Source organism: Nitrospira sp., assembly GCA_029194675.1.
GTDB lineage: Bacteria > Nitrospirota > Nitrospiria > Nitrospirales > Nitrospiraceae > Nitrospira_D.
Genome location: JARFXP010000001.1, coordinates 107,041 through 128,903, shown reverse-complemented (window position 1 = coordinate 128,903; position 21,863 = coordinate 107,041). Strand labels below are relative to the sequence as shown.

At 55.8% G+C, this 21,863-nt stretch carries 10 protein-coding genes; all 10 read left to right on the top strand.

What is annotated here, in order from left to right; all coding sequences use genetic code 11:
- The first annotated feature begins 4 nt into the window (after nucleotides 1-4).
- Nucleotides 5-157 carry a hypothetical protein gene (locus P0120_00620; protein MDF0672833.1) on the top strand — a complete coding sequence of 51 codons (153 nt, stop codon included), beginning with the start codon at nucleotides 5-7 and terminating at the stop codon, nucleotides 155-157.
- Nucleotides 158-171: 14 nt separating this feature from the next.
- Complete coding sequence (locus P0120_00615; GenBank protein ID MDF0672832.1) at nucleotides 172-10,983, top strand: neuraminidase-like domain-containing protein; 10,812 nt, start codon at nucleotides 172-174, stop codon at nucleotides 10,981-10,983.
- Between the two features lie 1,353 nt (nucleotides 10,984-12,336).
- On the top strand, nucleotides 12,337-13,788 hold the full coding sequence (locus P0120_00610) for a sigma-54 dependent transcriptional regulator (protein ID MDF0672831.1): 1,452 nt from the start codon (nucleotides 12,337-12,339) through the stop codon (nucleotides 13,786-13,788).
- A gap of 172 nt (nucleotides 13,789-13,960) precedes the next feature.
- On the top strand, nucleotides 13,961-16,087 hold the full coding sequence (locus tag P0120_00605; GenBank protein MDF0672830.1) for a tetratricopeptide repeat protein: 2,127 nt from the start codon (nucleotides 13,961-13,963) through the stop codon (nucleotides 16,085-16,087).
- Nucleotides 16,084-17,361, top strand: coding sequence for an ATP-binding protein (locus tag P0120_00600; GenBank protein ID MDF0672829.1), 1,278 nt, complete (start codon nucleotides 16,084-16,086; stop codon nucleotides 17,359-17,361). Before P0120_00605 ends, P0120_00600 begins: the two co-directional genes overlap by 4 nt.
- Before the next feature lie 16 nt (nucleotides 17,362-17,377).
- Nucleotides 17,378-18,790 (top strand): sigma-54 dependent transcriptional regulator, encoded by a 1,413-nt coding sequence (locus P0120_00595; GenBank protein MDF0672828.1) that lies wholly within the window; start codon nucleotides 17,378-17,380, stop codon nucleotides 18,788-18,790.
- A gap of 95 nt (nucleotides 18,791-18,885) precedes the next feature.
- Complete coding sequence (flgB, locus tag P0120_00590) at nucleotides 18,886-19,374, top strand: flagellar basal body rod protein FlgB (GenBank protein ID MDF0672827.1); 489 nt, start codon at nucleotides 18,886-18,888, stop codon at nucleotides 19,372-19,374.
- Nucleotides 19,375-19,436: 62 nt separating this feature from the next.
- Entirely contained in the window at nucleotides 19,437-19,886 is a 450-nt protein-coding gene (gene flgC / locus P0120_00585; GenBank protein ID MDF0672826.1) for a flagellar basal body rod protein FlgC, read from the top strand.
- A complete protein-coding gene (gene fliE / locus P0120_00580; protein ID MDF0672825.1) occupies nucleotides 19,886-20,194 on the top strand; it encodes a flagellar hook-basal body complex protein FliE in 309 nt (102 codons plus the stop codon). Before flgC ends, fliE begins: the two co-directional genes overlap by 1 nt.
- A 32-nt stretch (nucleotides 20,195-20,226) precedes the next feature.
- Complete coding sequence (gene fliF, locus P0120_00575; protein MDF0672824.1) at nucleotides 20,227-21,792, top strand: flagellar basal-body MS-ring/collar protein FliF; 1,566 nt, start codon at nucleotides 20,227-20,229, stop codon at nucleotides 21,790-21,792.
- Nucleotides 21,793-21,863: the final 71 nt, after the last annotated feature.

Here is a 21,863-nt window from a genome sequence, read left to right as displayed (position 1 = left end):
TTTCATGACGCCAATTGTCGCTCCGCTCCAACAGAACGACCATAAGCAGGAAGTGGCGAATCTCGAAAGAGGGCTGAGCTTCCTAGTCGAACGGCAAGTCATTGCTTTCCCCTCTGGGCAGGTTGTCGCGAATATCACGGGCCTGAAGAACGAATAACAAAGGCAACTACCATGGATCGGATCACGGCGGTCATCCTGAAAAACGATAGAGGTAAGGCGGTCCAAAATCTGCAGTCCGCATTGCTCCTGCTACTTGCCCACGAAGGAGGAGATGCCAACAGACAGGCTCTGCTGGAGCAACTGCTCTTGGAGCGCCGGGATGCACGTTATGGAGAAGCGACAGTTAAGTCTGTCGCTGAATTTCAATCCACCCATCATCTTGATCTGACGAGCGGCCAACAGGTCGACACAGCGACCGCAGACGCACTGAATCGTGAATTGAGCCGTCTTTCCGCATTCGAGCCGACTCTCTCCGAGGATTACATCGTCACAGGGCGCGTCGAGTTTGAAGATGGTTCACCCGCTGCCGGGATGCGCGTGGAAGTCTTCGATCGCGATCTCGGCGCTGCGCGAACGCCACTCGGAAACCGCGACAATCAGGTCGTCACTGGTCCTGACGGAGCCTTTAGTGCAATTCGCTATCACAAGCGCGACTTTGCGGAGAAAGAGGGAAATCGCAATCCAAACCCCGATCTTGTTTTCACCGTTTCCTCCCAGCGAGATGCGCACGAAATTGTCGCGATTTATCGCCAAAGGAACACGGGCAGCACAACGACGGAGCTTGATTCCGGCGATCTCGTGCTGGGATTTTCCGCCGGACTCGTAGAGGAGATCCGTATCGTCTTAAGGGGTTCACGGAACCAAGAGGGGACGGAGTACACAGAGCTGCTTGGCGATCTAGCTCCCTTACTCACCAGCACTCCGGCGCAATTAGATCAGGACCAGCATCGCGATTTCGACTTCGCGGCACGGGAAACCGGCTGGGATGCGCACTTGATCGGCCTGATGTACTTGTCTTGGACCCTCGCGGAACAGGCATCACGTGAGCCACAATCGCTCGCGGAAACGTTCTATGGGCTGTTACGCGACGGCCCACCGGTGGAAGTCGCTCCACTTCCGGCTGTGCTCGGCGAGCTGCTGGATCGAGATGGCGACTGGAGTGTGAAGCTGACCGATTCACTCAAGCATCGTGTCATCAGTGGAGCACTCGACGACCACCTCTCGCGTCTTTTTGAATTGCAAAGCAGGAGCGGCGCCCAAGCGGGAAACAGGCGCAGAGGAACGGTGGGCGATCTGTTGTCGCGCGCGGGAATACCGGAAGAAGACCGCGTCACTCTTCTCAATGAATACGGAAAGCACGACGGCACCCCTGAAGCGTTCTGGAGGGACGTTGTTGAACGACGGATGGGCTGGGACCGGAACCGCATCCGTGCCCTGCAGTCTCTGCTCCAGCTCGCTGATCTCACGGCCTATGACATGGCGCTGCTTGACGCGCTTCATGAACATGGTGTCCATACGCCCCGCGATCTTGTGCAATTGGACGAACGTCAGTTGGCGGAGATCGTCCGGGGTGTGGGGCCATCTGACGACGTGGCCGGCCATGACATGGAAGAACGTGTGTCGCGAACGGTCGACAGTATCCTTTCGGTGGCTGAAGCGATGTATCCCACGGCCGTCATGGCGCAGATCGTGCGAAGCTCATCGGATCCACAGCTCAGCGCGGCTCGCGATCACCTGGATCGATTTTTTCAGAACGAAAGCGACTTTGATATAGCGTCCTCTCCCGTCACAGCATACCTTGAAGAGCATGGCGACCGTATTGGTAGAGGGATGCACGAAGAGGACAAGGCGCTCCTCACTCGGCAGTTACAACGCCTGCAACGCGTGTTCCGCCTGGGAGTGGACCGCAAACAAACCGAGGCGCTGCTGGCGTCCAATCTCGATTCCGCGTTCAGAATTACACGTTTTTCTCCGGAACATTTTGTGACTGAGTTCGGCGACCGGCTCGGCGGTGAGGAGCGAGCGCGCACGACTTACCGAAGAGCTGAAAGCGTCGTGGGCACGATTCTTTACCTCTATACAGATCTTTGGACCGGCGGTGTGGCTGTTTCACCGATGGCGATCAAGTCTGCTGTCCCACCCCACGTACTACCGTCCATAAAGAACGTGCCAGCGTTTCACGATCTGTTTGGCAGTTTGCAGATGTGTGAGTGCGGACACTGTCGGTCATTCTATAGTCCCTCCGCTTATTTCGTAGATCTTCTGCACATGATTGACCGGCCCTCGCTTGCCCCAGATAACCCGGCAGATGTGCTTTTCGAGCGGCGACCAGACCTTGCCCATATCCAACTGACTTGCGAAAACACAAACACACTGATCCCCTACGTCGACTTGGTCACAGAGGTTTTAGAAAGCTTCGTGGCCAATAAAGTACCCGTGGCCTTCAACATGCCGCCCGCACCGCCGAATCAGAATCTGCCTTCACCCTCGGCTGAGGAATTGAGAGTCAATCCGGTCTATCTGACCGAGGCTTCTTCAAAGTTTTCCGACCAAGCATATGCGACCGTACAAGAGGCGGTCTTCCCGCTTGGTCTTCCGCTGAACCTGCCACTGGAAACCACTCGCTTGTATCTAGGGCACCTGGGCATAAGCCGCGCAGAACTCATGCCTTTATTGGATCGCGATCCCGGACTAGAACCACTGATGGCGCAGGCTGCGGAGATTCTATCACTCTCGCCGGAAGAGTTTGAAATCGTGTCGTTCTCGACGTTCGGTGGCGCCAGCTCGCTCCGACCTGAAACAGTTCCGGAATTCTTCGGATTTTCCACAGGCCCAACGCCAGCAGCCCTATTCAATCACGTCGAGCCGGAGTTCGTTCGCAATCCGGCGAACCCAGATCGGCGAACCAGCCTGATTCGTTCGCTACAAAACATCCTCAGTGTTTATGCGCCACCTCCGATCCCCAGTACTGAGTTCGGCAACTACGAAGCCGCAACCGAAGCTGCCGTGAATGCGGTCTTGACGAAAGCCGGACTCCCGGCAACCGGCCGAACGGACGGAGCTTTCTGGGGGGCGATGGAAGCACAAGGCTGGCCTCCCGTATCGGTTCTTATGTGTCCCGTTCTCATGTTTTTGTCGCGTAGCGGCCTCACATACGAAGAACTGATTGCGCTGGTGCAAACACGATTCGTCAACCCCAGGCTACAGGGCGATGGTGATTTTGATTACTTATTTAGGCTTGGTATTCCCACCGAGGATGTGCGCGTATGGATCGAAGCGGGTTTCCCCCCCCTGCCCGCAGCCATCACTGCCCAACTCGCGGCTGTAGGGGAGAATCCCGTTACTTTCACGGATTGGGTGAAGCGCCGGGCAAATGCCGTCGTCATCAATACTGGATTTGAGCAGCCGTGTGACATGGATCGTGCGACGTTAATGCATCTTGATGGGACGCTGCTCAGTCCGAAGGAACTGATGACGCTCTTTCGCTTTATCCGGCTTTGGAAGAAACTTGGCTGGACGCTGGATGAGATGGATCTAGCCCTCGAACACGGCTCCCTCGAAAGCAGCACAGTATTTGAGACGATTCTGTTACTCGCCAATATCAAGCGGTTGCATGACCGGCTCAACATGCCTATTGCCGAAGTCATCAGCCTCTGGAACAAGATTCCTACGTTCGGAAGCTCGGCACTGTACGATCGCTTGTTCCGAAACAAAGCCGCTCAGTTGATCAATCCTATCTTCAGGCTTGATGATAGCCGGACCGAGTTGGCAGCGGCACTGAGCGGTACACCCCCATTTCTGTCTGAGCATAAGGAGTTGATCCTGGCAGCATTCCGTTTGAGTGCCCAGGAACTCGACGCGATTCGCGACGCTGTGGGGCTTAGTGACGATCCCACTTTGCCCCCTACCTCGCGCCCACAACTGAACCTCGAACACCTCTCAGCAATTTTCCGTCGCGTCTCGCTCGCCCGCGCGTTGCAGATCTCCGTGCGGGAATTGCTATCGCTGGAAGCCTTGTTCGATGGAGTACTGTTCGAACGTCCGGACCGGTTTCCACGCGGAAATGCGTTGGCCTTTACGGATGTAGTCGACAAGGTTCGCGCATCGGGAGTGAAGGTGCGCGATCTGGATTATTTGTGTCGCCATGTGCCACGCTTTCCTTCTCAGCCAGGCACACAACCCGATGATCGGATTCGAACGCTTGCGGCTCTGCTAAACGGTCTCAACGGTATCATAGCCGAGGAACCCCTAGTGCAAGATTCCGATGGCGTGGCGCTAACCGTCGCGCTCACGTCAATCCTTGGACCAGACGATGCTAAAGCCACTGCGGCCTTGATCTATGGGACCATTTCCTACACTGCGGCTCTCGCAGGTCTGTCTCCGACGTTTGTATTTCCAGTATCGCTCGGGAAGAAAGTGCGCTATGACGCAACCAGAAAACAGCTACAGAGCCGGGGCGCGCTCACTAGTACTGAGTGTGCAACACTTCTCGGAGCCGCTGGCGTACCGTCCGCCGTTCAGCCGGATTTCGACCGAGCCGCGAAGTCGCTCCAGACGCAGCCGCGCGCCTTTGTCGCCCGAGCACTCAAGCCGCTCTTTGCTCCCGCCGACGCCGAGGCCCTGTTGATCGACGTTTCGTCACTCAAGAGCGATGGAACTCCCGTCTCTTCCGCCATTGAGGGGAAGGTGGAGGAGATCCTATCCCGGCGCAGAGTTGTCATGAGCCGCACGCTGATCAAACAAGTAATAAGCGCAGCAACCGAACTTCCCACCGACATGTTGAGCGTTCTCCTTGAAAACAAGGATGTTCTCAAGTCAACAGCGGGAACAGGCCCAGCACAAGATGACTTTGAGCATCTTGATGGGGACGGACTGAGTGCCCATTACTTTACAAACTCGACTTTGTCGGGAGTTCCTGCGGTCCAGCGAATTGACGAGTCTCCGGCATTTGCCTGGCTCGGTGCAGCTCCAGCTCCCGGTGTGCCGCCAACTGGATTCAGTGTCCGCTGGACAGGACATATTTATGTTCCCGCAGCGGGTGACGTCTCTTTTCGGATACGCTGCACGGACGGTGTTCGGCTAGTCGTCAATGATCTGCTGGTGATCGACGAATGGCGCGATCAGCCTGAGAGCGAATTCTCCGGGACGTTGCGCCTTGTCGGCGCACAGTTCTACCCGATTACTCTGGAGTACTACAATAAAACCGGTGCCGCGCAAATTACCCTTAGCTGGGCGAGTCCTGCAATTCCAACGACGCTTGTTACACGGGCTGTTCTCTACACCGACACCCGCTTTGAAGCTCTTCTGCAGCGCGTCGAGCGGATGTACAAGATTGCGACGCTACTCACGCCGTTCAAACTCGCTTCGCGGGATCTCGAAGGCTTAGCACGGCGTGGAGATCTCGATCTAGCGTCCATACCCTTGAACACACCAGTTGCTGGCATCATCGCTCGCAAAACTTTCGCCCAGTGGCTTGTCCTGAAAGACTTCTCAGGCCTGCGTGACCAGTTTCAAGTCTCGGATGTGTTGCTGCTGGACGTGTTGGAAGCACCCGATCGCGCCGCTGCCATCAATGCATTCGTGAAGTTCAGCGGAGCGGATGAGGCGACAATCTCCTCCATCATTGACGTGTTCACGATCCCGCTCTTCGATCCGGTTTCTTCCACGTGGTCAGATAGCCCCCTAGACCTTACCAAGCTGTCGTCATGGGTGAGTATTGCGTCCGTCCTCACGCTGCTGATGAAGATCGGCGCCCCCCCTGCGCAATTACTCGCCTGGGCGAGAACCAGAGAAATCAAACAGCTTCCTACCGGTCCGGAGACGTCCTGGTTCTTCTGGAGAGCCCAGGACGAAGCTAAGGTGGCTCGCTCCACGGAGAACTCTGCAAGTGCTCAGGCCGCTAAAAATGTCGTTCGCGCACGCTACGATGAACAGCGCTGGAAGGCGGAGGCGAGCAAATTGAATGATCTGCTCAGGATGCGGCGCAGGTCTGCCCTCATAGGGTTCATGCTGGCGATGCCGGAAATGATGCAGGCCAACGTCATCGACAACAATCGCCTCTTCGAATACTTGTTGATCGATGTGGAAATGGATCCCTGCATGCAGACGTCGCGCATTAAACAAGGCATCTCGTCTGTGCAGTTATTCATACAGCGGGTGCTGCTCGATCTGGAATCTCCCCGCGTGCCACCGAGCCGCATTGATCGCCAGCGCTGGGATTGGACGAAAAACTATCGCGTGTGGGAGGCCAATCGGAAGGTTCTGCTCTACGCCGAATCCTATACAGAAGAAGCGCTACGTGACGACAAGACACCGATTTTCCGGGAGATGGAATCGGAGATGTTGCAGGATGAGCTTAATGAAGTGAATGCAGAAAAAACATTCCGACACTATCTTGAGAAGCTCGACGGCGTGAGTAAGTTGACGGTGTGCGGAGTCTGTGCGGATAGTGAGAAGGGAATCCTGCATGTCTTCGCGCGAACCTCGACTGCCCCCTATGTCTTCTACCATCGCCGCTTGGACAGTTCGAGCCGGCTTTCATGGGTTGAGGGGGTTTGGTCACCCTGGCAGAAACTGCCAGTGGATGTGTCGACGTTTGATGATGGAGAGTTCAGCGGCGCGCATCTCGCCCCAGTGATTTGGAATCGGCGGCTCTATCTGTTCTGGCCGATTTTCGAGCAACGGCAGGACGATGACCAGAATGCTTCGCAGCCTGACGGCTTCCCGCAAGTTAGCCTTTGGCGTATTAAGCTCGCGTGGGCAGAATATAAAGATGGACAGTGGTCCACCAAGAAGACGGGAACTCCATTCCTGATCTCGCGCTCCGCAACTATGAAAGTCCAGTCGGACTTAGAGTGGACAAAGAGATTTGGACCGAAGATCGTGCATCACGACGCCTGGGTGGAAGAACGCTTGGAAATTCCACCGGGCAGCTGGGAACCGCCGCCTGGTAATTCAAACTATGAACAGTGGAAAAAAGATCATACAGTTCACATACCCCACGATGCTTGGGACGAAGTGACACCCAACACCATCTCGGACGACCTCTTTCTGGACGGGACAACCCTAGGACAGTATGACTGGGCTACACATCAGCATGTGGAGAAGACCACCACGATTTGGACGCTGTTACCCAAGCCATGGCACCATTTCCTTGATTTGGCAATAAGCGGCGCCTCGCTTACGATAACTGTGTACTGCCGTTTCTCAGGCATGGCGGACGGGCAAACGCGCACAACTACGACAGATACGATCGCCGTGGTCCGTGACGGACGCCGTACAGATCGAAAGGAGACTGGTCAAACGGATCGAGCGGCAACAAAGGAGGCGGTCCGGTTCTCCTTCTCACTCGGAAACTTCAATTTTCCTGCGTGCAATGCCGATCTCGCGGCGAACTCGTCAGTGAAGCAACTTGACTACAATCTCCCAGAACGTCCGCCTGGTACCACCAATTGGTATCAGGGTTTCATCCGCGAACGACTTGCGTTCGGTAAGCCGTTTCATCCTTTATCGCTCACCGATGCTGATCCCCCAATTCTGCGAAGTGTCTCTATGCGTGCGAATCTCATCGATTCTGATAATCGTTGGGGTTTTAATCGGAGCATTCCTTTCTTTCTTCAGGATCAGAAGCGATGTTACCTGGTGATCCGGGAACGCGCAGGGTACAAGTTCAGTCGGGCAGCGATTGAGATTCGTCCCGAACCCCGCTTCCTGTTGCGTGAGAAGGCGGTCGGTCTCAGCGCTCTTGCTGACCGTCAGATGAGCCTTGTACCGAATGATGCACTTCATGTGCATCCTTGGGCAGCCTCCGCATTGGTAAAGTGGGCAGCCGGCCCAGCACTTACACCGTCGCTTAACGAGCCGGTTCCCACGCGGACTCTGTCAGGCTTCACGGGCATCTCCGAGATATTCAAACCAGGCCTCGACTCTTACAGCAAGATCGGAAGACCGGAATATCTTTTCTTCACCCATTGGCACCCGTTCACGTGTCCTTTTCTCGCGGCATTAAACAACGGTGGCTTGCCGGCGCTGTTCTCTGTGGATATTGAAAGCCAAAGCGATAAGCCGTTACCGCTCGGCGGCGGGGGAATGAGCAAGGCCATTTTTGAAACCGCCTACGATCCCGATCCTATCCAGGTGAAGCAGCCGTATCCCCTTGAAGACGTCGATTTCGGAAGAACCGGTGCCTATGCCAAATACAACAATGAGCTCTTTTTCCATGCACCAATGACCTTCGCGGCGGCCAATTGTGCTGCGGGAAAACATGAAGCGGCTTTGACATGGTTCCACTTCATCTTCGACCCCATGACGAATGATCCCACCGAAGGACCGAAGCGGTTTTGGCGCTACCTGCCGTTCCGTCAAAATGACGACCTCACTCGGATCGACGAAACTCTTGGCTTGCTAACTTATACTGGCTCCGACCCCGCTATGCTTAAACAGAAGGCTGAGCTTCAGGCATCCATCCAAGAATGGTTGGACTATCCGTTTAATCCTCACATGCTCGCGCGCCGCCGGCCGGTGATCTATATGAAATATGTGTTCATGAAATACCTGGATAATATTATTGCCTGGGGCGATGAACTCTTTCAACGGGACACGATGGAGTCCATCAATCAAGCAACCCAGCTGTATGTACTCGCGGCGAATTTGCTCGGCCCCCGGCTGGAAAAAGCCACGGTACCTGGAACTGTTGCCGCTAAAACATATAACGATCTCCGCGGGAAATTGGATGAACTGTCCAACGTGCAGGTGGAGATCGAAACGCGACTGCCGTTCACGGAGATGTTTGGCCCTCCATCCGGTGGGACGACCACATTGAGTAGCTTGCCGTCGACTGCGTACTTCTGTATTCCACAAAACGACAAGCTGCTCGCTTACTGGGATACCATTGCAGACCGTCTGTTCAAGATCCGTCACTGCATGAATTTCGACGGGACGGTTCGAGAGCTGCCCCTGTTTGAGCCTTTCATTGATCCGATGCTGCTTGTCGAGGCGGTGGCACACGGAGTGGACATCGGGAGCGTCCTCAATGATCTCTACGCACCGCTGCCGCGTTATCGATTTCCCTATATGATTCAACAGGCGCTCGGCATGTGTAATGAAGTTCGCTCGTTAGGTGGGCTCATGTTCTCTCTTCCGGAAAAACGGGATGCGGAGAAGCTCGCGGCAATTCGGGCGGGCAATGAATCGCAGGTCCTTGACCAGATTCGAACGAACAAGAAGCTGCAAATTGATGAGGCCGTTCAAGCATTGACGGCTCTTGATGAGACCATGCGTCTAACACAAGGAAAGATCGACTATTTTGAAAATCTTCTGGCCCAAGGATTGATCTCGGAAGAGAATGATCAGCTGGGAAGCTTGGACAGCTCGAACAGCCGCCAGGAAATGGGGAGTTGGCTGGAAGCTACTGCACAGGGCCTAAATCTCATTCCCAACGTAAGCACTAGCGGCGGCGCGACCTTCGGAGGCTCCAACCTCGGGGCGGCTGCGTCCGCTATGGGGAAGAGTTACTCAAGCGATGCTGCATCCGCTGCCTATCGTGCGAATCGAGCATCGATCACGGGTTCTCACAGGCGTCGCGCAGAGGATTGGAGATTCCAACGCGATCAGGCAAAACGCGAGCTGCGTCAGGTGGAGCGGCAACGAGCGGCCGCCGCTATCCGGAAGCAAGTCACGGAAAACGAACTTAGGAACCACGAATTGCAGTTAGAGCAGTCGCGCAGTATAGAAGAATTTTTAGGCGGAAAATTTACGAATGAAACTCTATATTCTTACCTCGAGGGAAATCTCCGGGCTATCTACTTCCAGTGCTACAAAGCCGCGTATGATTTAGCCAAGAGCGCCGAACGGATCTGGCAGTATGCCGTCGGCTCAACGACCACATTCATCAAATATGGGGCCTGGGATAGCTCCGTGCGTGGACTACTCGCCGGTGAGCAGCTCTATTTGCAACTTAAACAAATGGAGCGCGCGTACTTAGAGCAGCAGGCGCGCGAGTTCGAGATCACACGTCATGTCTCCCTCCTCCAACTGGACCCGTTGGCCCTGATCGCGTTGAAAGAATCCAGCGCGTGCGAGGTCGACATTCCTGAATGGTTATTCGATCTCGACTATCCAGGACACTACTTTCGTCGCTTGAAGACTGTCAGTCTTACGATACCAGCTGTTGTTGGTCCGTACACTATGTTGAATGCAACCCTGACACTTCTCAGCAGTAGCGTTCGTGAATCGGCCAGAGTGAATGGAAGCTACGGCGATGAACAGAATTATCGTCCAGATCATCTGCCTGTGGAAGCCGTGGCAGTCAGTGCAGGCCAAAATGAAAGCGGGCGCTTTCAACTGGATCTCCGGGATGAAAAGCTTCTGCCATTTGAAGGTTGCGGAGCGATCTCTCGCTGGAGGCTGGACCTCCCCCCTCAGTTCAGAGCTTTCGACTACGACACCATCTCGGATGTCATTCTGCACCTGCGGTACACGTCGCGTCGAGACGATACGCTACAAGCCCCAGCACTAGAGGCGGTCACCAAAACGCTCAAGAGCACTGCGGCAGGACCAGGAGTACTCTTCCGCATGATTAGCCTTCGGCATGAGTTCCCCATTGAATGGCAACTCCTGCGTACGTCGACAACTCACCAGGTGACAGTGATGATTTCCAAAGAACGTTTCCCTCTCTTGGTTCAAAGCGGTGTAGTCACAGTGCTGGATGTGTATGCAGCGCTGACTCTCAAGGAAGCCCGCCCGGCTCTAGCATACCATGCCACTCTGACGCCCCCAGGCGGCGCCCCGTCAATCGCGATCGACTGGCTAGCTCAACCCGGTCGCTATCGCAGCGCTGTGAACGCCGGCTCCACAAATGGCACTGTAACTCTTGTCCCAGCCGATAATGAATGGACATTCCGTATCAGTGCGCCGGCCGCGATTGAGGAAGTCGATAACATCAAGGACTTGTTTATTGTGTTGGGGTACACAGTTACAATTTAAGCCCCTCATGGAGAGTAGTAGGAGCCTGGAAGCTGGCTGTACATTCGAAAATATTTGCCGCGGTGACAAGGCCAAATGGTGAATATCTCCAAAAGGATGAAGTCACCGACTTGTTTGTGGTGTTGGGGAATCAATGGGAGTGACAGCCAGTATGATTTTGGACTATATGCCGTTATCCGTCCGGCCCTCAGAAACTGACACGCGTTGGATAACTTGCACTCACTCAAAACGAAAAGAAGAAATCCTATGCACCCGGTAGAAATGAACATACGACGGTTATATTTCTATCGTTTTTAAATCCAAGTATCGCGAAATCAGGCCCTCAACTCCCGCCCTCTGTGTTGCCTCCATCAAAACTTAGTAGTTGCAAAGCTCTTGAAAACGCTTTTCTACATGGAGTTGCGAGCGATGTGACTCTTGTCACGAATGACAGTAAGTCATTGGCTGTTACGTACCTCACGGGTCTACTGCAGACCAATCAGACCAGAACGGTCCTTACTGGAGATGTGAAGGAGTACATGAGCAGTAGAGCCCTGGTACTTAGCGATGGGGCCAGAGAATTGCAGCCATTTTCGGTACGAAATACCGAAGCATCGCATATTGAAATTGCGAAGCCAAACAAACTCACTATTGCATGGCCTGGAGGTGGGACCACGGTGAGTGACCTCACATGTACTTTTAGTAGAGCCTATGAGTGGAGCTATGGTAGCTACAGTGGCCTACTAACTATTCGAGAACAAGGAGTTCGATAGCGGAGACAATTCACGGCAAATAATCTTGAAGAGTTCGGGATTGAAACCCTGATCATGGATGGGAAGGCGCACACCCGTCTTTGTGACGAGATCCGAACGAGCACGATGGTCCTCTGAGCCGTGACCGGCCAGGTGTCACACGAGCCTCCCAGACAGGCGAGACGAGCGCTTCCCCCGACTGTTCAGGAGGCGTCGTGAGCATCCGACGTCTCTAGAGACTAACACTACGTGTTCCCGGCGTGTTCTCTTTACGGCGAAACTCGGCGAAACTCCCCTGAATTGCACTGAGCACAACTGAGCCCGCAAAACGACCAAACTCCGCTGCTGGAGCGCTGTTCCACTTCTCTGACAAGGACATGTGTGGGAGTGTCCGAAAGGTTTACAAAACCGCTGCTCTGCCGATTGAGCTACGCCAGCCCGGTTATGAGATCGTGTTCGAACTTCGTCTCGCACAGTACCAATAGGCCGAAGAACCTGTCAAGAAAGGGGCCCTCCTCCAAGGGAGATCGATTGCTGAGTTTATTGATACGGCTTGCATTGCCTGCCGCAGGTCATTATTCTAGGTTCGTTTTCTCAATTCGTATTCCAAAGGACATTGAGCATGAGTCAACTCCACATACTGGTGGTCGATGACGATCCTGCCGTGCGTGATGTTCTGCAGGAAGCCCTGATCCAGGAGGAGTATCACGTCTCAACTGCCGAGGACGGCGCGGTGGCAATCCAGACGGTGAAGGACTCAGTGGTCCACATCGTGATCACGGATTTTCAGTTGCCCGATATCGATGGACTCGAGATCATCGATCGCCTTGCGAAGCTCGACGCGAAGATCATTCCCATCATGATGACCGGATTCGGCACCATTGAAACAGCGGTCCGTGCCATGAAGTCCGGCGCGTTCGACTTCATTACCAAGCCATTTGACCTTGAGGCCGTAGCCATGGTGGTTCGAAAGGCGGCTGAGCTCCTTCGGCTCCGGCAAGAAAACCACCTTTTGCGGAAGACCGTACGCGATCAATATCGGTTGGAACAGCTGGTGGGCACCAGCGAGCCGATCCAACAGGTGATGGAGTTCGTCCGAAAAGTCGCCGACAGCGACAGCACGGTCATGGTTCAAGGCGAGAGCGGCACCGGCAAGGAGTTGGTGGCTCGCATGCTGCACTTCAATAGTCTCCGAAAGGATCGTCCGTTGGTCCCGGTAAATTGCGGCGCCATCCCGGAAAGTCTATTGGAGTCGGAACTCTTCGGGCATGAGAAAGGGGCGTTCACGGGAGCGACTCATGCGCGGATGGGCCGTTTTGAACTGGCAAACGGAGGGACCATCTTTCTCGATGAGATCGGCGAAATGAGCCTGCCGTTGCAAGTGAAGCTGCTTCGGGTGTTACAGGAGCGGGAATTCGAGCGTGTGGGAGGAAATCGGACGATTCATGTGGATGTGCGTATCGTTGCCGCGACCAATCAGGATTTGGAAACGTTGGTTGAGGAAAAACGATTTCGCAAAGACCTCTTCTATCGTCTCAATGTGATTCCCATCGTGATCCCTCCGTTACGAGAGCGCCGGAGCGACATTCCGCTCCTGATCGACCATTTTCTGAGTCGCTTCAATCAAACCAAGCACGCCGAGGTTTCAGGCCTTGCTCCCGAGGCGCTCCATCTGTTGGCCACGTACGACTGGCCCGGCAACATTCGGGAGTTGGAGAACATGATCGAGCGGTTGGTCGTGCTGAAGAAGCACGGAGAGCTCTCCATCGGAGATCTCCCCGAGAAAATCTGTCGGAGGTCGTCGGGACCCGAACTCACGGAGCAGTTCATCCGGTTCAGTGAGGACGGCATCAATCTTTCCAGAGAAGTTGAGCAGTACGAAAAACATCTCATCATGGAAGCCTTGCGCAAAGCCAACGGTGTCACCTCTCGCGCAGCGCAGCTGCTCCACCTGAACCGGACGACATTGGTTGAAAAACTTAAGCGTAAGGGTGTGGATCCACGATCCAATCTAGACACCCTCCCGTTATGGCCGCGGCCTGCCAGTCAAAAGATTGACGACCTCTCGACCTAGCCGACGCCAATCCTGACACGATCCATCCAGGCACGCGATTTCTCTCGATAACTCTCCTGATTTCCTGCGAGTTTTCTGGACCGGTACAGGGCATGAGCTTTGCTGATGCCCTATCGTCGTGTATCGATGCTGTTTACGATATCGTCCATTCCTGTGCTCAATGGCCGCCTGGATGTCGTTCTCTTCCCCGACACTCGGGGAGGCCCCCTCGTATTCTTCTCCCAATACTTCGATCGCGGCAGTCACCGAACGAACGACATCGATACGGCATCCAGTATCTGGTGAACGGCTGGCCCAACCGCTGCCTGATGACGGGCCTCGTCAGGAGGGCCGATCGTCGGGGATTGACGGTCTGGCTTGGCAAGAAGGCTGGTCCGCGTACAAGAAGAACGCATGGTCGGAGGCGCAACGTTTCTTTGGGAAGATCGTAAAGGAACATCCTGAAAGTCCGCTCGTCCCATCGGCGAAGGCCTTCCTGGTCGAACTCTTGTTGCGTGAGGGTGTCTCGGGCCAATCCCGGTTCGAGGCGATTGTGGAGTACAAAAAACTCCTTCGAGATCATCCACAATCGTCAAATGCCGGGAGAGCGGGATGGCGGATCGCGGATTTATATTTTGAGCAAGGCGCGTTCCAAGAGGCCCAAGCGCTGTACGAGCAAGCTATGGCCCATTCCGTCACTGTTCCCTTCGATAGGAATCGGGCTTTGTTGGGTCTTGGGTACACGTTCATGGCCATGGGGAAATGGAGCGATGCCGAGCATGCGTTTGTCGACGTTCGAAAACGACGTGAAGACGAGCTGTTGCTCCAAGGAGCGACGTTGGGGTTGGCTCATGCGCTGTTCAGAGAGCAACGATTTTCCGAAGCGCAGCCGATGTTCGATATCGGCTACCGACGATGGCCGCATCTCCTGAGAGGCGACCCTTTGTCTCTTCAGCGGTATGCCGTCACGCAGGCGAACCTGCATCACGTGGCTTCCGCTCGAGAGCTCATGTTGCTCTTCTACAATCTCTATCCTCGCCATGAATATGCGCCTACGGCTCTGCTGCACGTAGCCGAGGGATTGCGGGCTGGTGCCAAACAGCCTCTTGCTGAGTTCATCTATGCTCTGATTCCCTCGCTCTATCCGACCAGCGCGTTGGAGACGACGGCCAAACTCCGGCTCGCTGCGTTACGCGCGGAGAACATGTTGCCGGCCGGCAGCAATTCGCTCGGGCTCACGGTCAGCGCCATGATCCATGATGTGCCGATTCCGGACCAGACGGACGTCTCCTACCGATCGCTGCTCGAAGAGATTGCGACTCGCGAAGTCGGTAATGCGATGGGAAGTGAGGCCCTGTATTACCTCGGCAAAGAATACGAACATGCACGCGACATGCATCGAGCGCTTCAAACCTACAAGGAGATCACGCTTCGAGTCGCCAATAAGAACGATCCATGGGCCATGAAAGCCTCGGAGCGCCTGTCCGCACTGCTGACACCGTGGGTCGAGGCGGCGATTGCGTCGCGAGACGACCTGACGGTCGTCAGTCTGTTTCATAGACATGGGGCAATGGCCGAGCAACGCTATGCGCGTTCTCCTCTGTTGCTTGACATAGCGGACTCTCATCGGCGCTTGGGATTCTCCCTGGAGGCCGTACGGCTGTACCAGTCAGTCATTAAATCGCACAGCGATTCGGCATTGCTCGAACCTGCCTTGATCGGCCTTGGAAAGATCTATCTTGATCAGCAGGATCCTCAAGCCGCCAGAAAAGTGCTGGAGCGATATCGGTTTCAATTCCCTCTCGGAAAGTACGAAGGGGAAGTGGTGGATCTCCTGATCGATACCATGCGGCAACAGCGGGATCTGCAAGGGCTTCTCCATTTGTGCCGTACGTGGCTCTTGCGCCATCCCGTTCATCCGGAACGACCGGCCATGTATATCCAGTTGGCCAAGACGCTGGGCGAACTGGAAAAACTCGATGAGTCCGCACTGGCCTACGAAGAGGCGTTCAGAGCCGGCGCAGCGCAATCGTCCGATGCGCTCATATCCTATGCGGATACCCTGTCGCGACTGAATCGATATGAGCGGGCGATCGCCGCCTATCAATCAGTGTTGGAAAAGAAACCGAACGCGTCTCAAGCCGATTGGGCGCGTCTGCAAACCGCCCAACATTGGACGGCGTTAAAACAATATGATCGTGCCACCGTCGCGCTGGCCGAGCTCGATGTCACGGACGATCCGATGCTGAACCGACTGTCGTCGTTCCTTAAAGCGAGTTTGCGGACGGCCGGTCGTTCGGGGAGATCAGAGGGACTATGACGAATGCCGTGGCCGGGCATCCGGAGGAACGTGAACTGCTGCGCGCCGCATTCAGAAGTTTTGATGAGGCTTCTCAAACGTTGCAGCAGTCGTACAGTGCGCTCACGGCACGCGTGGAACAGATGGATCTGGAGTTGGCGCAGAGCAACGAGGCTCTTCGTCGGCAGCTTGGCGACAACGAGGCCATGCGCGTGCATCTGGATGGGGTTCTTGAGTCTTTGTCGACAGGGGTGTTGGTGGTGGACGATTGCGAGACGATCAGTCGCAGCAATCGCGCCGCCGAGACGGTACTGGACGCCACGGATGTCGAACTTCGGAACCGTCGGGCGACGGACGTATTGGCGGAGGTGGGCCTCGGCCTGTCTGATCGGCCGCAACGCGTCGGACAGACGGTCGTCTCCATTAGCCGGGTTCCGCTCCGCAACGATTCCGGAGAGCGCTCCGGCCACCTCATTCTGCTTCAGGACATCACCCGCATCTATCAGCTTGAGGAACAGCTGCAGCGCAAGGAACGGCTTGCGGCCATGGGAGAGCTGATCGGCCGGATCGCCCACGAGATCAGGAATCCCTTGGGCAGTGTGGAGCTTTTCGCGTCCATGCTGCAGCGCGATCTGGCCGAGCAGTCGTCCGCCAAGCGTTATGCCCTGCAGATCTCGGAGGCCGTCCAATCGATGGATCGTTTGCTGGGCAATCTCTTGCTGTACACCAGACCCGTTCGCATGGTTCGTGATTGGCACTTGGCTGAGCCATTGATCGGCGAATCGATCAAGTTGGCCGCCCATGCGCTCACCCGAGTGCCGGTTGACATCCGAGTGGATATGAGTCGGAAGGTCCATTCGATCTGGTGTCATGACGGACAGCTGAAGCAAGTCCTCGTAAACCTGATCGTCAATGCGGTTCAGGCGATGCCGAATGGAGGTGTTTTGGCGATCAGCCTTTCCCAAGAACCGCCGCAGACGCTTGGCACGTCCGCTGTTCGGCTGACCGTACGAGATTCCGGCATCGGCATTGATCCTGCTCATCGCTCGCGCATATTCGATCCATTCTTCACGACGAAGGAGGAGGGAACCGGTCTCGGCCTGGCGATTGTGCATTCGATCGTTGAAGCGCACCAAGGACGGATCGATGTCGAGAGCAGGGTCGGGCAAGGCACCGCATGCTCGATTATTCTCCCTCATCCTTCGATCGGCGGAGATCCACATGAGGCGCAAGTCCGAACGCGGAGCGAGCCTGAATCCAGTGACGCTCTCTCAGTTGAGCATGGGGTAATGTGAGCGGAGGAATGGTCTCATGAATGACCGTGAGAAGAGTAACCTTCTTTCTGAAAATGGTGACGAGAGCGAGCGCATTCTCATCGTCGATGACGACCCCTCCATGCGGAACGCGCTCATGGAGACGGTCAAGCGGCTCGGCTATTCTGTGCAAGGAGCGGTCGATGGGATGGACGCCATCGAACGGATCGCCCATTTTCGTCCCTGGATGGTGCTGACCGACCTCCGGATGCCGCGTCTGAACGGGCTCGAATTGATCAAGGAGGTCAGGGCGCGTGCTCCTCAAGCCACGATCGTTCTGATGACGGCTTATGGAGCCATAGAAACCGCCGTCGAGGCCATGAAGCTGGGTGCCGGTGAGTATCTCTTGAAACCGTTCTCAATGGACGTGCTGGAGCGAGTCATCGCAAATCTCAAATCGGGACGAGAAGAAGGAACCGTCGCTGGTCACTCGCCCAATCCCCTGGATAACAGGGCTCTCTTAACCCAAGACCCAGGAATGATCCGGCTCATCAGTACCATCGAAGGGGTGGCATCCAGTCAGGCCACCGTACTGATTCAGGGGGAGAGCGGCACCGGAAAAGAGCTGTTAGCTCGGTTTATCCATAATCGAAGTCCACGGGCTCATCGGCCGTTCATCGCGGTCAATTGTGCGGCGTTGCCGGATGGGTTGCTCGAGAGCGAACTCTTCGGCCACGAGCGCGGTGCGTTCACCGGCGCATTGATCAGAAAAATCGGCAAGTTTGAGATGGCTCATACCGGCACACTGCTCCTGGACGAGATCAGTGAAATGAACTTGAGCCTCCAGGCAAAGTTGTTGCGCGTGCTGCAGGAACGTGAGGTCGATCGTATCGGGGGGCGCGATCCGGTTTCAATCAATATTCGCGTGATCGCGACGACCAATCGGGCGCTCTATCGAGAAGTCGAGCAAGGACGCTTTCGGGAGGATCTGTACTATCGTCTCAATGTTTTTCCGGTCACGGTTCCCCCACTGCGTGAACGCACGATCGATATTCCATTGCTCGCGCGGCATTTTGTGAGCCAGTCGGCCACGAGGAATGGTCTGGCGCAACCGACACTGTCGGAAAGCGCGACTGCTCACTTGCAACGGTTGACATGGAAAGGAAACGTCCGTGAATTAGAGAATGTCATGGAACGGGCGGTGTTGCTGGCAGGGCATGGTCCGATCCTTCCCGAACACTGTCCTTCTGAACAAAGCGGAGAAACGCCGGTTCAGCCTATCCGTCCGCAACAGCCGGTCAACGGCTCCCTGTGGGAAATGGAGAGGGAGTTGATTTTTAAGACGCTGGCACGAGTGAAGGACAATCGTACCCACGCGGCGAAGGAGCTGGGCATCAGCATTCGTACGTTACGAAATAAACTGCGAGAGTATCGAGAAACTGAACGACCATTGTCTATCACTGCGCCATGAACGAGGCAAAAAGTGCCGGTCGGCAAGTTCTTGCTACGGTCAAGCAGGGGCCGGATGAGTAGAGTGAGTCCGATGGACTGCACGTGGCAGTGCCCATGGCCGTCACCTCACTGCTCCGACAGGCATTATGGTTGCAAGGATTAAGCGTCGTTGGTGGAAAGGAGCATGGGGTCATGACGATTTTTGATCGAACGATGCGGCTATTGGAGCGAACACTTGATCTTCGCAGCGCACGACAACGAGTGATCGCTTCGAACTTGGCCAACGAAGAAACGCCGGGCTATCGTGCATCAGAGTTGACCTTTATGGATCAATTACAGTCGGCCCGCAAGGGACGCCTGCCGATCGTCATGGCTGCGACTCAGTCTGGACACTTCGGCGCTCACGTGCCGCAGGGTGTTCAGGCAGTCACGGGGAAACTCAGTGAAGTCCCTGCCGGCGATCTCCCGCTCGACGCAAACTCCGTGAATCTCGAGTTGGAGATGGCCAAATTGTCCGAGAACGCCATGCAGTACAACGCAGCTGCGACGATACTGGCCAAGAAGTTCAACGGATTACTGAGTGCAATACGAGATGCGAGATAACACATAGCCGCTCAGCTTGCCGAGTCGGCAATCCGGCTGACAGCTGATAAAGGAGGCCCATCATGGAAATGTCCGACAGTCTGGCCGTATCGGTTTCCGGTTTGGATGCCCAGCGGCGACGACTCAACGTGATCGCCAGCAATCTTGCGAATGCCCAATCGACCAAGACGCCGACGGGTGGTCCGTACAAACGACGGGATGTCGTCTTTCGTTCGACGGCGGTTCCAGGTGCCTTTCAGCAAGCGTTCCACAAAGTCGCGATCGGACCGGCGGCGCACGCGCTCGAAGGGGTCTCCGTCGCACGAGTGGTGGAAGATCCCAAGCCTGGACAGCTGATTTATGATCCCCATCATCCGGACGCCGATCCCAAAGGGTTCGTGCGCCTTCCCAACGTGAATGTCATGGAAGAGATGGTGAACATGATCGGCGCTTCTCGCGCGTACGAAGCCAATGTCCAGGCGATCAATGCGACACGCGCCATGTGGAACAAGGCGCTCGAGATCGGGAGGTGATGATGAGTCAGATATACGGTCCGACATCCGGTATCGCTCCCATTCCCGATGTGGCTCAGGGGGTTGGGTCAGCCGGGACAGCCGGCACCTCCGGATTCGTGGATTCTCTCAAGTCCGCGATTGGAAAGGTTAACGACACGCAGCTGGAAGCCGGCCGCGCGGTGGAGGCCCTCATGACAGGTGACACGCAGGACATTCACCGGACGATGGTTGCGCTGCAGCAGGCAGACGTGTCTTTCCAGTTGATGATGCAAATCAGGAACAAACTGGTCGCGGCCTATGAAGAAATTCAACGGATGCAGGTGTGATCGGTCAGACGCGATGAAGGGGAGTGGCTAGCATGTTCTCCAAGTTCTCCGTCAATCAGCGGATGATCATCCTCATCGCTCTGGCCGGATCGGTGGCCGGCCTCATCGCCCTCGCGCTATGGACGCAGCAACCCGACATGCAGGTGTTGTTCACGAATCTCAGCAGCGAAGACGCCGCCGCCATCATCGATAAGTTGAAGGAGACGAAGGTGCCGTACGAAACAACGGGCGGTGGATCAACGGTGTTGGTTCCGAGCGCTCAGGTCCATGAGCTACGACTGCAACTGGCGACCCAAGGGCTTCCCCACGGCGGAGGAGTCGGGTTCGAAATTTTTGACCGGACGTCGATCGGCATGTCCGAATTCGTCCAGAAGCTCAACTATCGGCGCGCGTTACAGGGCGAGTTGGCCAGAACCATCGCACAGCTGCCGGAAGTCGAACGAGCGCGGGTTCATCTGGCGATTCCGGAACGGCGGCTCTTCGCCCACGAGCAGGAGAAAGCGCGAGCGTCCGTGATCGTGTCCCTTCGCAACGGACAACAGTTGACTCAGTCGCAGGTGCAAGGGGTCATCCACCTGGTGTCCAGCAGCGTGGAAGGCCTGCAGGCCCGCGATGTGACCGTGGTGGATGGGCACGGTCGTATGTTGTCGACCACCATGACGGACGAAACCTCCGGTTTGACCAATGCACAACTCGACTATCAGCGCAGCGTCGAAAAGGACGTGGAAACGCGTATCCAAACGATGTTGGAGCGGATCGTCGGAGCCAACAAGGCCGTGGTACGCGTATCCAGCGTGGTCGATTTTCGAAAGGTCGAGACGACGGAGGAGCGGTACGATCCGAACAGCCAGGTGGTGAGGAGCGAACAGCGAGGGCAGGAAAAGGCCAACGGCACCAACGGCGTCGGCGGCGGCGTGCCGGGTGTGCAGTCGAACGTGCCGCCGGGAACGGATCAAGAGCCCGCGCAAAGCAGTTCAAGCAACAGTCAGACGAAAAATGAGACGGTCAACTACGAGATCAGTCGAACCGTTTCAAAAATCGTCGAGCCGGTGGGCGTCATTAAACAATTGTCCGTGGCCGTGCTGGTCGATGGGATCTATGAGACAGCCAAACTCGGTGAGGGACAGTCGACGGATACGCCGGCTGCCGCGCGCAAATACACCCCACGTTCGGAAGAAGATTTGAAAAGGATTGAGGAGATCGTCAAGAAAGCGATGGGCTTTTCGACCGAGCGGCAAGATCAGGTTCAAGTCGTCAACGTTCAATTCGGTGCGGAACCGGACGAGGTGCAGAGTACGACGGCAGAAGCCATGGCGGAAGGCCCAAAGTCATGGTTGCCGTATCTCCGCTATGCGGTCGGAATCCTTCTGTTTACAGTGATTCTCCTGTTCGTTGTCCGTCCGTTGTTGACGATGTTGGGTTCGACGACGGCGCAGACGCAGGCCGAAGCGTCGATATCTTCGCTGCCCGGCACAGTCGGAACGGCGGAGGCCTCATTGGCCGGCTCGCCGGACCGGGTGCAGATCATCGACATGGCGAGAAAGAATCCCGACACGACCGCCGTCGTTGTGAAACAGTGGCTCAAGAACCCCACATGAGGATGTTGCAAAAGCCCTCCATAACAATCCAACGGCTACGGGCGGCGCGCGTAGACGTGGGGGCAGTGCCA